Annotated in this window: 10 protein-coding genes; 4 read left to right on the top strand and 6 right to left on the bottom strand. The window is 62.2% G+C overall.

Features of this window, described 5'->3' with window-relative positions:
- Positions 1–66: 66 nt before the first annotated feature.
- Positions 67–492 (bottom strand): hypothetical protein, encoded by a 426-nt coding sequence (locus AUC43_RS16390; protein WP_068196097.1) that lies wholly within the window; start codon positions 490–492, stop codon positions 67–69.
- A gap of 379 nt (positions 493–871) precedes the next feature.
- Here AUC43_RS16390 and AUC43_RS16395 point away from each other — a divergent pair, with 379 nt between their 5' ends.
- On the top strand, positions 872–1,096 hold the full coding sequence (locus AUC43_RS16395; protein WP_157781131.1) for a hypothetical protein: 225 nt from the start codon (positions 872–874) through the stop codon (positions 1,094–1,096).
- Between the two features lie 22 nt (positions 1,097–1,118).
- Here AUC43_RS16395 and AUC43_RS16400 read toward each other — a convergent pair whose 3' ends face one another.
- The 4 genes from AUC43_RS16400 to AUC43_RS16415 form a co-directional block, all read right to left on the bottom strand.
- Complete coding sequence (locus AUC43_RS16400; RefSeq protein ID WP_068196103.1) at positions 1,119–2,012, bottom strand: DUF6929 family protein; 894 nt, start codon at positions 2,010–2,012, stop codon at positions 1,119–1,121.
- A gap of 112 nt (positions 2,013–2,124) precedes the next feature.
- Entirely contained in the window at positions 2,125–4,155 is a 2,031-nt protein-coding gene (locus AUC43_RS16405; protein ID WP_199243461.1) for an RICIN domain-containing protein, read from the bottom strand.
- Positions 4,156–4,288: 133 nt separating this feature from the next.
- A complete protein-coding gene (locus tag AUC43_RS16410; protein WP_068196109.1) occupies positions 4,289–5,587 on the bottom strand; it encodes an amidohydrolase family protein in 1,299 nt (432 codons plus the stop codon).
- Positions 5,588–5,603: 16 nt separating this feature from the next.
- Positions 5,604–8,720: an amidohydrolase family protein gene (locus AUC43_RS16415; protein ID WP_068196113.1), complete on the bottom strand. Its 3,117-nt coding sequence runs from the start codon at positions 8,718–8,720 to the stop codon at positions 5,604–5,606.
- 169 nt (positions 8,721–8,889) lie between these two features.
- Between AUC43_RS16415 and AUC43_RS16420 the strand changes: the two genes are divergently transcribed.
- Entirely contained in the window at positions 8,890–9,099 is a 210-nt protein-coding gene (locus AUC43_RS16420) for a hypervirulence associated TUDOR domain-containing protein (RefSeq protein ID WP_068196115.1), read from the top strand.
- Between the two features lie 287 nt (positions 9,100–9,386).
- On the opposite strand, the gene AUC43_RS16425 is transcribed toward AUC43_RS16420, so the two are convergent.
- Entirely contained in the window at positions 9,387–10,970 is a 1,584-nt protein-coding gene (locus AUC43_RS16425) for an amino acid permease (protein ID WP_068196119.1), read from the bottom strand.
- 602 nt (positions 10,971–11,572) lie between these two features.
- Between AUC43_RS16425 and AUC43_RS16430 the strand changes: the two genes are divergently transcribed.
- Together AUC43_RS16430 and AUC43_RS16435 are read left to right on the top strand one after the other, a co-directional pair.
- Complete coding sequence (locus AUC43_RS16430; protein WP_068196122.1) at positions 11,573–12,007, top strand: hypothetical protein; 435 nt, start codon at positions 11,573–11,575, stop codon at positions 12,005–12,007.
- 156 nt (positions 12,008–12,163) lie between these two features.
- Entirely contained in the window at positions 12,164–13,543 is a 1,380-nt protein-coding gene (locus AUC43_RS16435; protein WP_082685146.1) for an MBL fold metallo-hydrolase, read from the top strand.
- The last annotated feature ends 173 nt before the right edge of the window (positions 13,544–13,716 follow it).

Below are 13,716 nucleotides of genomic sequence, written 5' to 3' on the forward strand. Positions count from 1 at the left end.
CAATAGGCCTATTGCTGTTCATCGCCAACTCGCTGAACGGCTGTCCGGGGCGCCCAAGAGCTCCTGCTAAATCCGGGCATTGACCAACCAGGCCTGGGCTTCTTCCGCGTTGCTGAATCGCTGGAAGACCAGGCCGGATGGCGAAGACGCCACCACCGACTGAGTGGAAAGGCGGTGCATGGGGTCGGCGCCTTCGACGATGGCGCAGTACCGGGCGCGGGCCTGGCTGATGGCCCGCGGCATCCAGTTTTCGGTCAGCCACTCCTGGGCTGGGCCCGACAAAGGGGCCCGCAGGCCGTGGTCCGACAGAATTTTACGGGACCCGGAGTTCAGCAGCAGCGCCAGGGCCTGCTCATAAAATGCTTTAATCACCTCAATAGGGGCCCGCTCCGCGCTCCACACCATCCGCACAAAGCCCGCTGGGTTATGAGAAAGCTTACCAGCGGCATTCTGAAAATAATGGCCTTCCTTAGCCTGGGGCAGCGAATTCATGGAGCGTGGGTAGAGGCGAGCGTTAAAACATACAGATTGCCATATGCCTAACAAATTTACACTGCGAAAAGCCAACAACATTTTTTTATAACAAAAACCCTTTGCCCGTGGTCGCAAGGTCGCGTTATGAAATCAGGTTTTAGCCCAACCGCTATGGATTTTATAAGATGGCTATCCGTCCCGTTCTGTTCCGCTATCCTGTATGCGTGTTTACTATGAAAATCCCATCAGGCGCTTGCTCGAACACCCGCACGGCTTTGCCGTAGTGTAGTACAACGCCGGGGCTCGGGATTTTGCGACGTTTAAGGCCTTCCTCACCCACGTTAGCCAGCTATTGCGCCGGCAGGGCTGGCACAGAATGTTGGTGGACCAGCGCGACATGGCCCCTTCCATGGAAGCCGAATGCACCTGGATTGGAAAATTCTGGCTGGCCAGCAGCCAGAGCGACGGCTACGAGCTGTACGGCGCGGTGGTGATTCCCAGCGACGTATTTGCCCGCCCTTCGGTGAACCTGGTGATGAACGACTCGCAGCATTCGGCGCTTACCTACCGCTTGTTTGAGGGCGAGGAAGAGGCCGAAGCGTGGCTGCGCCAGCTGCCGTAGCAGCCCCTCGCCTACCCGCTTGCTATTCGGCCATGGCCACTTCGGCTACCACGGCCGTGCTGCCGCCCGCGTCGTCGTCGGTCACGAGCAGCAGCTCCCAGCGGTTCGGTTCCAGGGTGCGGCGCACGGCCAGCCCCTCCACTTTGCCGATGTAGGCGCGGCCATCGGCCCACACCAGGCGGGCGAAAGTGGCAGCCGTATGCTGCTCATCGAGCACGCCGATGAAGGAGCCCAGCACCTGCCCATCGAGCACCGAATCTTTGGTTTCTTCCACCGAAGCCGAAACGAACAGCCTCTCGTGCACGAAGGAGGCCCCCGAGAACCCCGCCGGACGCCCATTGATATGGGGCAACTCAAACGATAAGGGCGCGGCCACACCTGGTGCCGGCCCACCGCACGCAAGAAACTGCAGCGTAGCGGCCAGCGGTAGCCGAAACATCAGCGCCCCGTTGGCTACCTCAGTGGTGCGCTGAAACAGCAGCAGCTCGGTATCGGAAGATGCTGCGGCTTCCACGTTGAGGCGGGCGCCGGCGGGCAGATGCGCCCGCAGCAAGGCATAGAGCGGCGCCAGGGCCACCGGCTGCGCCGCCCCGCCCGCTACGGGCACAAACCAGCCAGTTTCGCGCAAGGGCGTGCTGCCCGAGCCCAGTACCAGCACGCCCGCCGCGCCATCGGGCCAGGTGAGGGCCGTGAGGGCTTCGGCGTCGGCCTTGGTTTTCTTGGGGATGCGGCCGCTGCCAAACTCGGCGCTTTCGAACAGCCGAACTTGGCCCGTGACCGCCAGCGTGGCCGCATCCAGCAGGTACACAAACGGCGCATCGTCGCTGATGACGTAGGCCACGGGCCCAATCAGCTCAATGCCCGACGCCGACGGCAGGCCGGCAATGCTGGTTTCGGCAAGAACGGTAGCAGTCATGCGCGCGCCCAAATTGGGCTAAAAGTCTCGGTGAAAAGCCTCAATAAAACGGCGCCCGGTTTCCGGTCAGCCCCTTATGGCCTACGCCGGACGGCGGTCCGGCGATGCCGGCTTACTTCACAATCACCAGTTCAACCCGGCGGTTCAGGCGGCGGGTTTCTTCGCGGTCGTTGGAGAACTTCGGTTTCGAGCCGCCAAAGCCGACTGTGGTAATGCGCTTTTCATCGACGCCTCGGCCCACGAGGTAGCGTTTCACTTCGGCCACCCGGTCTTCGGATAGCTGCTGGTTTTTATCGGCCGGGCCCACATTATCGGTGTGGCCTTCCAGGCGCACTTCCGTGGTTGGGCTGGCTTGCAGGGCAATGGCCAGGCGGTTGAGTTCGCTGTAGGACGAGCCCAGCAAACCGGCCTTGCCCTGCGCGAAAATGATGGATGGCAGGTCCACTTTTGCCCCCACGGCGGCGGGCAGTAGCAGCAGGTCGCGCCGCGGCGAGCCAGTGGCAATCAGCGTATCGCCCACGGTGAGGAAGCCGCCGCCCATGGCCGAGAGGTAGTACTTGCCCGGCAGCAGGGAGATTTGGTAGCCGCCGGTATTGTCGGCCTTGCTAGTGGCATTGAACTGCACCCCGGCGGCATTAGCCAGCAGGTTGGCCTTCACAATGGCGCCCGGCACCGGCTGCTTGGTGCGGGCATCCAGCACACGGCCGGTCAGGTAAGCGCGGGCCGGGGCTTCGGTCACGGCGGCCACCGGCGCGGCCGGCAGCGAATCGGCGGGTACTGCGCGGCCCGTCCGCCAGATGTCGCTGGTCCCGTTTACCGTGGTCGACGACGAGTAATAGGCGGTTTTGCCATCGGGCGTCAAGCTGAAGTAGGCGTTGAAGCCCGGGCCGTTGAGTACCGGCCCCAGGTTGCGAGGCTCGCTCCACTTGCTCCAGCTGTTGTCGAGCCGCTCGCTCACAAAAATATCAGCCGAGCCGTACCCCATGTGGCCATAAGAGGCAAAATACAGGGTTTTGCCGTCAGGCGCCAGCCAAGGGGCAAAGTCAAAGCCGGGCGAGTTGAGTACCGGGCCCAGGGACTGGGGCTCGGTGAAGCCGCCGTTGCCGTCGGGCCGGCTCAGGTACAGGTCGTTGCCGCCTTCGGAATCGCCGCGCTCCAGCGAGAGCAGCAGGGTTTTTTCGTCCTGGCTCACAAAGAAGCCAGTGCCCGGCACCGCCGAATAGTAGTTGGCCACCCGCAGCCCCTCGGGCCTCACGCCTTTGCTGGTGCCACTCGTGGCCGCCGCCTTGGGCACCTTGCTCAGGCTCTCGTCGCGAAAGCCGTTTGGGTCGTAGGTGCCGCGCACGTACAGCGTGCGCCCCTCGGGCCCCACCGCGGCCACTACTTCGTTGTTTTGGGGGGTGTTGATGGCGTCGAGGCGCGTGGACGGGCCCCAGGTCTGGCCGTGGTCGGCGCTCTGGCTCATCCAGGCATCGCCGGAGTCGGTATTGCCTTCGGTGTTGCCCGCAAACTTGGTGCGCGCCACGTACAGCGTGTTGCCGTCGGGGCTCAGCACGGGGTGCACTTCGTTGCCGGGCGAGTTTACGGGGCCGGCCAGGGGCTTGGGGGGGCCAAATGGCGAAGGGCCTTCCACCACGTTGAGCCGGAGCCGAAACAGGCGCCACTGCTGGCTGGCCCGGCCGTTGCCTTTCTGGGCCAGCACCGGCGTGCCGTTGAATTTATCCGAAGAGGCCAGGGCCGCGCACCGCCCTTCGCTCTTGTTTTCGAGCTGGTAGCTGCCCGCCGGGCCGGCCGGCACCAGACGCCACTGCTGCTCGGCGCTGCCCTGAAAGGGCCGCTGCACCAGGGCCATGTTTTCGCCGGCCTTGCTCACGGTGAGGCACTGGTTGCTGTGGCGGGCCTCGATGCGGTAGTAGTCGCTGCCGGCCCGCAGCGGCACAAAGCGCCACTGCTGGCTGAGCCCGTGCGTAAACTCCCACTGCACGGCGGGCGCGCCACTGGCGGTGCTGGCGCTGGCCACGTCGAGGCAGCGCCCACTCCCGCGGTCAATCAGCCCGTAGAAAGCCCGCTCATCGGGCACAAAGGTGGTTTGGGCGTGGGCAAAAACGGGCAACAGCAGGCCCAACAGCAACAATCGAAACATCAGCGGGGGCGGGCAGGAAACGAGCCCGCGTGGGTGAACAACGCAAAAGAACGGCGGGAAAGGTGAACTGTGCATTTCAAGCCGGGAAAGCATACCGGCAGGTGCCCACTCCGCAGCCACGTTTTCAGCCCCATTACAGCCCGTATTTGCTGCGGAATTTATTCGCCAGGTACGTTTGCTTGCTATCCAGCGAGATGCTGCGGCCATCGATAAAGGCGCGCAACACGGCATTGGTTCGCATGTCCAGCAGGTCGCCCTTGCTCAGCACCAGGGTGGCGCTTTTGCCGGTTTCCAGCGTGCCGTAGTCCTTGTCGATGCCCATCATTTGGGCCGGGCTCAGGGTCACGGCCGTCAGGGCCTGCTCCTTGCTCAGGCCAAACGCGGAGGCAGTACCGGCAATAAAGGCCAGGTTGCGGGAACCAGCCGTTTCCATGCTGCCCTGGTAATCGAGGCAAAACCGGACGCCCGCGGCCTGGAGCTGCGCAGGCAGCTTGTAGGGCTGGTCGTAGTCGTCGGCATCGCGGCGGGGCAGCGCATGAATCCGCGACACGACCACGCTCACATCGTTTTGCTTCAGGAAATCGAGCACCATCCAGGCATCGCGGGCCCCCACCACGGCCACCTTCTGCGCACCCATGCGGCGGGCAAACCGCACGGCTTCGATGATTTCCTTGCCGTAGTCGGCGTGCAGGTACAGCGTTTTGGAGCCATCAAAAAGGCCCGCCAGCGCGGCAAGGCGTAGGTTTTCGGGGCGGCCGGCCGGCGCTTGGCGGTAGGCATTGGCTTCGCCGAAGAGCTGCTCCAGGTCGCGCAGCTGGGCTTCGCGGGCTTTCTGGCGGCGGTCTAGGGCCGCGGCGTCTTCGGTGGGGTTGATGCGAAATACCATGGCGGGCCAGGTGAGATGCTGGCCGTCGTCGGCGCGCACCACGGCATCCTGCCAGTTCCAGGCGTCGAGCTGCACCACGCTGCTCTGGCCGGCCAGCAGCCCACCGCGCGGGGTAGGTTGGGCCAGCAGTACGCCGTTGGTGCGCACGGTGGGCAGAATGTCGGAGTCCGTATTGTAGGCAATCAGGGCCCGCACGTTGGGATTGAGCGTGCCTACTTCCTCCTCGTCCACCGTAGCCCGGATGGATTCGACTTCGGTCAGGCCCAGGGTCGTATTCGGCAGTATCAGCCCCGGATATAGCTGCTGGCCCGTGGCATCAATGGCCTCGAAGCCGGCTTTGTCCTGCGTGAAGCCCGCGGCGGGCCCGGCATAGGTCAAGCGGCCTTTGTCGAAGGCAACCGTGGCATTGGGCACCACGGTGCCGTTGCCCACGTGCAGCGTGGCGCCGGTAATGAGCACGGGCTTGGCTTGGGGCGGCGCCGGTGTGGGCACCTGGGCCAGGGCGGCGAGGGGCAGGCAGACAAATAATAAAGCGGATATGCGCATGGTTTCGAAGACTGAATTATTTGGCAAGCTCTTTTTCCTGGCCGATTGTGTCGCAGTGCCAGAGGCCCTGGGCTTTGCTGGGCGCCGACTGCGTGGGCGCGCCGCTCTTTTTGGCCAGCAGCATGGCTTGCACGATGCGCTGCCGCTCCTTCTGCATGTCGGCACGCAGGGCAGCGTCGGTGCTGAGGCTGAACATTTCGCGGCCGTCCACGAAGGTGTATTCGGGGCGGGCGTAGATGCTGAGGGGGTTATCGGTCCAGAGCACCACGTCGGCGTCCTTGCCTTCCTTGATGGAGCCCATGTGGGCGTCGAGGTGCAGCATTTTGGCCGGATTGATGGTGACCAGGCGCAGGGCCTCTTCTTCGGTCAGGCCGCCGTACTTCACGGTTTTGGCGGCTTCCTGGTTGAGGCGGCGGCTCATTTCGGCGTCGTCGGAGTTGATGGCCACGTTCAGGCCGGCCCGCGTCATAATGGCCGCGTTGTACGGAATGGCGTCCCTTACCTCGTTTTTATACGCCCACCAGTCCGAGAACGTGCTGGCATTGGCGCCGTGGGCTTTCATCTTATCGGCCACTTTGTAGCCCTCCAGAATGTGAGTGAAGGTATTCACCTTGAAGCCCATGCGGTCGGCCACGTTCAGCAGCATGTTGATTTCGCTTTGCACGTAGCTGTGGCAGGTAATGAAGCGCTGGCGGTTGAGAATTTCGACCAAGGCTTCCAGCTCCAAATCGCGGCGCGGAGCCTCGGTGGTTTTCTGCTTGCTTTTGCTGAGCTTTTTGTAGCCCGCCAGGTCTTTCTCGTATTCCTTGGCGCGGGTAAAGGCATCCACAAATACCTGCTCGGTGCCCATGCGCGTCTGCGGGAAGCGCAGCACGCTAAGCTCGTTGCGGTTGCTTTGCTTTACGTTTTCGCCCAGGGCAAACTTGATAAAGCCCGGCGCGCCGGCAATTCGCATGTCATCGGGCGTGGCGCCCCAGCGAAACTTTACCAGCGCCGACTGCCCGCCTATGGGGTTGGCCGAGCCGTGCAGCAGCTGCGCCGCCACCACGCCGCCCGCCAGGTCGCGGTAGATGCCCACGTCCTCGTTGTCCACCACGTCGCCCACGCGCACCTCGCTAGTCACGGCCTGGGTGCCTTCGTTCACGCCGCCGGCAATGGCGATGTGCGAGTGCTCGTCGATGATGCCCGGCGAGAGATGCTTGCCCGCGCCGTCGATGCTGCGGGCGCCCTTGGGCAGGGCCAGGTTCTTGCCAATTTTGGTGATTTTGCCGTTTTCCAGCAGCACGTCGGTGTTTTCGAGCTTACCCGCGGCCTCGCTGGTCCACACCGTGGTGTTTTTGATGAGCGTGGCCTGCTGGCTGGGGATGGCCGACCGGCCGTAGGCGGCAAACGGGAACGTAATGTTGCCGAGCACCGGCAGCGGGGTCACCTTGGCCGAGTCGCGCTTGGCCGCGCGGCTGGCTTCTTCCTGGCGCGCGGCGCGCCACTTCACCGGCGTGCCATCGGCCAGCAGGCCATCGCCCTGAAACACGCGGCCCTCCTGGGTGTAGAAGCCACTCAGGCGCACGGAGCCGGGCGTAGGGCTTGGGACTTGGTTCGGGGCATTGGCACTTTTATCCGGCCCTCTTTTCCCTTTCACTTTGTCGCTGGGATTGTACACAATGGTGGCCAAGTCGCTGGTCACGTTCACATTGCCGCGAACGGTATCGCCGGCAGTGGACACAATTCTCAGCTCTGGGGCCTCGGGTTTGCCCTGAATAAGCAGGCGGGCCTCGGGTTGCTCGCCAACCTTAAAGGTGTACACGCCGCGAAAGTCGGCCGGCACGGTGCTGACCTGGTACCGTTCGCCCTGCACCCAGTTGTCGAGCACCACGTTGTCGTCGGCCAGGAAGCGGGCCGAGCACACGATGAAGTTGGCTTCCATGCCGGGCTTCAGGGCCCCGATGCGGTCCTGGGCGTGCAGCAGGTGGGCAGGCGTTTCGGTAAGGGCGCGCAAGGCATCGGTTTCGCTCAGGCCGTACTTGGCGGCTTTGCGCAGGTTGGGCAGGAACTTCTTTTTGTCCTTGAGGTCGGCTGCGGTGAGGGCAAACGGCACGCCGGCCTGGCTGAGGCGGGCCGCGTTGGCGGGGGCCAACTCCCAGTGCTTCAGGTCTTCGAGGGGAATGCGCAAGGCATCATACACGTCGTCCACGTTGTAAGCCTCGGGGTAGTTGAGGGGCAGCACGAAGGTGGCGCCGGTGGCTTTCAGGTCGTTGAGCCGTTGGTATTCGTCACCGTTCCCCTTGATAATGTATTGTTGGCCGGCCTCATCGCCCACCCGGTCGGCCCGCAGCGCCGAGAGTTTGTCCGTGACCTGAAAAATGGCCGGCAGGGCCTTCTGCTTAGTGAGGGCCTGCAGCGACAGGTTTTGCTCGCGGCGCGGGTTGCGCTGGTTCCACTGCGCGTCGAGGTAGGTTTGGCGGAGCAGGGCAATGCTGCCCATCAGCGAGCCGGGGTAGTCCTGGGTGCTGGTGCCTTTGTCGAACGATAGGCCCGAGGCGGCTTTTTCCAGCAGCATCACCTCGTGCTCGCGGCGGTTGGTATTGAGGCTGACCAAGGCCGCCGTGCCGCGCATGATGCCATCGGCCTGCTGCGTGAGCACGGCGCCGAAGCCCAGGGCCCGGTACGCGGCGGCCTGCTCTTCGTTGATTTTGAACTGCTCGGCCGCGTTTACTTCGGGGTGCACGGCTTGGTTCCAGTTATACGCGCCGGTTTTTTGGCTGTCGAACTGCGGGGCAGCCCGGCGTCCCTGGCGCTCCGACGCTTTGGTTTCGGGCACGCCGTAGCTGGTGTACACGTCCACAAAACCGGGGTAGATGAACTTGCCGCGCACGTCCTGCACCACGGCACCGGCCGGGATTTTCACGGAAGCCGCCGGGCCAGTCGCCACTACTTTCCCGTCCCGAATCAGTAGCGTGCCGTCACTGATTTTGGTTTGGTAATCGGTGAACAGCGTGGCGTGGGTGAAAGCAAACACCCCGGGGCGCTGGTCGTACACGCCGTTGCGTGGGAACGTGCCGGGCTGCGCCACGGCCGCCGAGCCCGCCAGCGCGAGCAGTGCCGTGAGCGGCACATCCTGATTAAAAATTTTCATTCAAAAAGTATGGTGCTAAACCCGAGTAATTTGCCCGAAGCAACGGCGTTGCTTCCCGCTTTCTCGTCAAATGTAGCGCCCGCGCCCACCGTCTGGCAACGGTCCAGCTCAATTGCCAGTAAGAATTAATTACGTCCCCTGATTTTTCACCCTTCTTCTCCCGTTTCCCATGCGCAAAGGCACCAAAGTCACCTGGAAATACGGCACCGGCACCGCAACTGGCAAAATTGAATCGGTGCACAAAGAGCCCGTTTCGCGCACCATAAAGGGCTCCGAGATTCACCGCAACGGCTCCGCCGCCGACCCCGCCCTGGTCATCGTGCAGGAAAACGGCGACCGGGTGCTCAAGCTCAAAAGCGAAGTAAAAGCGGCGAGCTGAGTGGCACGACATCGATATCGGTTATCGGTCGTGTAGCCTATCATGGTAAGCGATGCTGAAGAATCTCGACCGCGCCATTTGTCATGCTGACGAAGGAAGCATCTTATAACGGCTCAACGATTCGTTCTAACCTGATAAGATGCTTCGCTGCGCTCTGCATGACAGACGGCGCGAGAAAGCGGTAGAGGGGCTTCCTTTTGCGTTCTTCCAGTAATTACACCCAAAGTAAAAAGCCCCGCCGGTTTGAACCGGCGGGGCTTTTTAATGACTTAGCTATCTAAGGCAGATTACAGATTTTTGTCGCTGGGCTCAATAAAGGCCGCCTCTTCCATCTCCGTCGGCACTACCACGATGCCTTTCTGGAGCAGCGATTTTCTACGGCCGTAGAGGAAGTAGACCACAAAGCCAAGCAGCATCCAGCCCAACGCCACTTTCAGGGTGAAGGCATCGAGGGCCACAATCAGCAGCAGGCAGATGAGCGCGCCCATGATAGGCACCAGCGGGAAGCTGGGCGAAGAGAGCGGCGAGCGGAACGGCCGGGGCTGGTCGGGGTCGGAGCGGCGCATAATCCACACGCCCAGGCTCACCAGCACGAAGGCCAGCAGGGTACCGAACGAGGTGAGGTCGCCGGCCAACGAGCCGGGCACGAAGGCCGCAAACAGGCCCACAAACACCATCAGCATAAGGTTGGATTTGTAGGGCGTGTTGAAGCGAGGGTGCAGTTCCGAGAAGGCTTTGGGCATGAGACCGTCCTTGGCCATCGAGAAGAACACGCGGCTCTGGCCCATGAGCATCACGAGCATTACCGACGAGAAGCCAAGCAGAATGGCCACCGTGACGGCCGTGGCCAGCCAGCCGTAGCCGGGCATGTGCGCCTTGATGGCGTAGGTTACCGAGGCTTCGCCGCCCAGAGCCGGGTCAGCAAATTCGCGCCAGTTGGCCACGCCGGTCAGCACGTGGCCGAACAGGATGTAGAGAACGGTGCAAATGGCCAGCGAGCCCAGGATGCCGATGGGCATGTCGCGCTTGGGGTTTTTGGCTTCCTGCGCGGCGGTGCTCACGGCATCAAACCCAATGAAGGCAAAAAACACGATGGCAGCACCACCCAGGATGCCCCCGAAGCCGTGCTTGTTCCACTCGGTGTAGCTGCGCACCACGTCGCCAGCGGCGTTTTTCACCGGCTCGGCGTTCTCAGGAATCAGGTAAGGCGTGTGGTTGGCGGGGTTGATAAACTGCCAGCCCACTGCGATAAACACCAGTACGATAAGCACTTTCAGCACCACCACTACAGCGTTGAACATGGCCGACTCCTGCGTGCCTTTTACCAGCAACAGGCTCAGCGCCACAATCACCAGCAGGGCTGGCAGGTTGATGAGGCCGTGCTCGGTTACGCCGTTCACCACGGCGCTTTCGAAGGGCGAGTGGCTCAGGTTGTACGGTATACTCATCCCAAACACCTGCAGGAGCTTGTTGAGGTATTCGCTCCAGGCAATGCTCACGGTAGCCGCGCCCAGCGCGTATTCCATGATGAGGGCCCAGCCGATTACCCAGGCCACAAACTCGCCCATGGTGGTGTAGGCGTAGGTGTAGGCCGAGCCGGCAATGGGAATCATGGCCGCGAACTCGGCGTAGCACAGGCCCGCAAACACGCAGCCAATGGCGGCCACGATGAACGCCAGCGTGACGCCCGGGCCCGAAGCCTGGGCCGCCGCCGCCGCCGTGCGCACAAACAGGCCCGCCCCGATGATGGCGCCCACGCCCAGCGCCACGAGGTTGCCCGCGCCCAGCGTCCGCTTCAGGGTCCCGTGCCCGGTGGAATTGGCCTCGCCCAGAAGCACGGCCAGGGGTTTTTTGGCGAAAATACTTGCCATGTTTTAAGTATGAAGAAGGAAGAAGTGTGAAATAAAAAGCCTTTTAAACAGAACCGTCGGGCCCATTCGCAATGAAAATATTGAAAAGTGACACCGACAGGCCCGAAATATAGGCAGCAAATTCGCTCCATCCCGGTTTTCGCCCTTTAGAGGCAATGGCAAACAGGAAACCACTGCTCAGAATGAGCGGCTTAAACCCGACACAGATTGGGCTATCATAGCCAGTGTAGGGACAGCCCGCTAGCCTTGGGATATTCGAGCAGCGTCCGTGCTTTCGCCGCCTGGGCATTTCCTCGCATCAGGTTTAGCTCAGAAAGATTTAGCCCAGAAAGTAGTCGGAACACGCCCCGGCCGGGGTGGAAGGCCGGAATTTGAGCCACTAAATGGAAGCCGCCAACCTGCACCCCGCCTCCCGCTACGAAGGATTAATCCAGCGGCTTTGTCCGGAAAAAGCACCTGCTTATCGATTGCATCAGGTGCGCATCCTGGCTCAACTATTCCTGGCATACCGCTTGCAAATCTTCTGGCAAGGCACATGCATCTTATTAAGCACAGCCGCCCCTCCTCCCGCAATAGACCCTTCTCAATCCTCCAATTACCTCATGAAAAAGAACCTGATTCTGCTGGCTGCCCTGGCCCTGACCACCGCCGGCACCAGCTTTGCCCAGACCACCGCCCCCGCCGCTACTACCCTGAAAGCGCACAAAGGAAAAGGCCACGCCACCCCCGCCCAAAAAGCCGACCACCGGGCCGCCAAACTAGCCAAGGAACTTGGACTGACGGCCGACCAGGAAGCCAAAGTTGAGCAGTTGATGCTGGCCCGCCAGCAGGAAACCGCGGCCCTCAAAACCAAGTACGGCGCCGACAAAAAAGCCGGACGCGCCGAGATGAAGGCCGCCCACGAGCGCTACCAGGCCCAGCTCAAAGCCATCCTGACGGCCGACCAGTACGCCAAGTTCGACAAGCTGAAGGAAGAGCACCACGGCCACGGCAAGCTGCAGGGCGGCGGCAAAATGAAAATGAAAGCCAAAGCGTAACCGCGGGCCTCGGCCCCGGTTCCAAAAAGCCTCCGCCTGATAGGTGGGGGCTTTTTCGTATTTTGGCTTAAGCTGAACCGATTTCCGCATTCGGCTACTTGCTTATATTTGGCCTAGCCACCTGGCTCCAAATGCAGCCTTAATACCCCAAACGCAATGCCTCCCCTCCCCAGTAGCACGGCTTCGGCCGTGCAAATTCAGCAGTTTTACGACAAGGGCCTGGCCCACGCCAGCTACGCCGTACGGTGCGGCCGCCAGGTTGCCGTCATCGACCCGGGCCGCGACCCCCAACCCTACTACGATTTTGCCGACGAGCACGAGGCCGACATCATCGCCGTAATTGAGACGCACCCGCACGCCGATTTTGTGTCGTCGCACCTGGAAATTGCGGAAGAAACCGAGGCCACCATCTACTGCAGCAAGTTGCTGGGCGCCAAGTACCCCCACAAAGCCTTCGACGATGGCGACCGGATTAAGCTGGGCAACGTGGAGCTGCACGCCATCAACACCCCCGGCCACTCGCCCGACAGCATCAGCATCCTGCTGCTGGACGAGCTGGCCCAAAGCCGCGCCGTCTTTACCGGCGACACCCTCTTCGTGGGCGACGTGGGCCGGCCCGATTTGCGCGAGGAGGAAGCCGTGGGCGGGCACAAGCGCGAGGAGCTCGCGGCCCAGCTCTACCGCAGCACCCGCAACAAGCTCATGACCCTGCCCGGCACCACCCGCGTGTACCCCGCGCACGGCCCCGGCTCGCTCTGCGGCAAGACCACCAGCCCCGACCTCGACAGCACCATCGCCAAAGAGCTCAAGACCAACTACGCCCTGCAGCCCATGTCGCAGGACGAGTTTGTCAAGGTGCTACTGGAAGACCAGCCCTTTGTGCCCAAGTATTTCGGGCACGATGTGAAGCTCAACAAGCAAGGTGCCCCAAGCTTCGAAGACAGTATCCGGGCGGTGCCCACCCTCAGCAGCGCCGCCGTGCTGGAGCCGGGCGTTTTGCTCATCGACACCCGCCCGGCGGCCAAGTTCCGCGCGGGCCACCTGCCGGGCGCCATCAACCTGCAGGATGGCGGCAAATTTGAAACCTGGCTGGGCTCCATCGTGGGCCCCAAGGAGCCGTTTTACCTCCTCGCCGACTCGCAGATTGCGCTGGATACCGTAGTCCGCAAATCGGCGAAGATTGGCTACGAAGGCAACATCAAAGGCGCTCTGCTGGCTCCGCTCTCGCTTCCGGCTACTTCGCCCGAAGTCGATGTAGCCCAGGTGCGCGAGCACCCCGAAGCCTTCACCATCGTCGACATCCGCAACCGGGCCGAAGCCAGGGTTCCGGTGTTCGAGAACGCCTTGCTCATCCCCCTGCCCGAGCTGCGCGAGCGGGCTCACGAAGTGCCGACCGACAAGCCCGTGCTGGTGCATTGCGCCGGCGGCTACCGCTCCGCTGCGGGCGCCAGCATCCTGCAGCAGGCGCTGCCCGGCGTGGAAGTGCTGAACTTGGGCGATGCCATCACGGAGTTTCAGAAGCAGGCGGTGCACTAGCACCACCTTATATACAGCGTTTACAGCAGCGTAATTCCGCACAAGTGGGGCGGAATCACGCTGCTCATCTAGTGCCTTAGTACTCCGGCTGACAGCAAGCGCTGATGCATACGTTCTAATGTCGAACCAAGCGTATTAAAACAACCAAAACCAACCCATTATAATTGACGCAG

The organism is Hymenobacter sedentarius (assembly GCF_001507645.1).
In the GTDB taxonomy this organism is placed as follows: domain Bacteria; phylum Bacteroidota; class Bacteroidia; order Cytophagales; family Hymenobacteraceae; genus Hymenobacter; species Hymenobacter sedentarius.